This window comes from Liquorilactobacillus mali KCTC 3596 = DSM 20444 (assembly GCF_000260415.1).
GTDB classification, from domain to species: Bacteria; Bacillota; Bacilli; order Lactobacillales; family Lactobacillaceae; genus Liquorilactobacillus; species Liquorilactobacillus mali.
In genome coordinates this window covers 1-1,623 of sequence record NZ_BACP01000027.1, presented here as the reverse complement: position 1 = coordinate 1,623, position 1,623 = coordinate 1, and the positions used below count along the sequence as shown (strand labels likewise).

Sequence of the window (1,623 nt, the reverse complement as noted above, 5' to 3'; positions counted from 1 at the left end):
TCAGTGACGGAAGTGACCAAGCTCAAACAAAAAAAGGTTTGGACTATTTCTTGCCTAAAGTTCAAACCCCTAAAGGCTCAATAGTTGCGATTGATTATGAAGCTGGTGCATCTACAGACAAAGAAGCCAATACAGCTAATATTGAGTATGCTTTGCAAAGAATTGAAGAAGCAGGGTATACACCTATGCTTTATTCGTACAAATCATATTTAGATGCAAACTTAGACTATGAATCATTAGCTCAAACATTTGGAGAAAAGCTAATTTGGATTGCTGGATATCCACATTCATATGTAACGACAACACCTGACTATTCAGGATTCCCTAGTCATAAATATGTTGCTATTTGGCAGTTTACAGACTATTACAAGGCTGGCGGTTTAGATGGCAACGTTGACTTGTTGGATGTCACTAAAAAAGGCTATGATGGTACTTCAACAGCAAGTAACTCTGGTGCTACTAAAGTCGTGACCAACAGTACGACTACTGCTATCAAGCAAGGCCAAACAGCTAACAACACAACCAAGTCTGAAATAAAGGCGGGTTATACTGTAAAAGTAAACTTTTCGGCAACTAAATGGTCTAATGGCACAACTATTCCGTCATGGGTTAAAGGAAAGAGCTATACGATTCAACAAGCAAGCGGGAGTAAAGTATTGTTAGCTAATATTTTAAGTTGGATTGATAAGAGTAATGTTGAGATTCTACAGACTGCTAAGCAAGCTACATCTACAGGTACAAGCTCAGCATCAACGTATACTGTTAAGTTGGGTGATACGTTATCTAAGATAGCAGCAAGCTACAACACTACTTATACCAAGTTGGCCACACTGAATAATATCAAGTCACCATACACTATTTATGTTGGTGAAAAATTAAAAGTATCAGGATTCGTAACAACAAGTTCTAAAGTATATTACACGGTAAAAAAAGGCGACACATTGAGTGTAATTTCAAAGAATTATGGTACAACGGTTGCAAGTATTAAAACATTGAATGGATTAAAGAATGTAAACTATATCTATGTTGGACAATCACTTAGAGTTAAATAGCAAACATTAAGGATCCTTAAAATCGAATATTGTTCGTATATTAAAAGCCCTGCTTTCTCAATTGGAAGTGGGGCTATTTTTTTGTAAAATTTTTTGAATTTTAGTAGAATAAATTCTATTTTTGATATATCTTTTTTATAAGATGATTTTTTTGGGGGGCACAAGATGAATTTTAGTATATTAAAGGGAATACTAATTCCAGTGGTTACTACATTTATGGGTATAGTAGGTACGCATTTATTTTATAAATCAAAACTTGAAAAAGAAAGAAAAGCTGGTGCAAAAAAAATACTTGGTGAGAAAATAATGAATTCTTTTCTGAAAACAAGAAATTTTGAGCGACAATTAAGGAAATTTGAGAGTGTTTTCTTTGAAGGAGAGAAAACTGTTGTAGATCCGAATAGGGTATATCCATCTATATTTTATTCATTAGATAATTTAAATAATTTTATGAACTCACTTGAAGATATAATAGCAAGTGAAGAAGCATTTTTGGATATGAAGAGTGTAGCTTTTCTACTCGCTATGCAAGATTATTTAACTATTTTTTATACGAGCTCAAGTGCGGAAT

The 1,623-nt window shown here is 33.6% G+C and carries 2 protein-coding genes; both read left to right on the top strand.

Going from position 1 to position 1,623, the window contains the following annotated elements; genetic code table 11:
- On the top strand, nt 1-1,052 hold a 1,052-nt coding region (locus GSM_RS04720), incomplete at its 5' end, for a LysM peptidoglycan-binding domain-containing protein (protein ID WP_010077856.1).
- A gap of 165 nt (nt 1,053-1,217) precedes the next feature.
- Nucleotides 1,218-1,623: hypothetical protein (locus GSM_RS14005; protein ID WP_010077855.1), on the top strand; the 406-nt coding region annotated here is incomplete at its 3' end.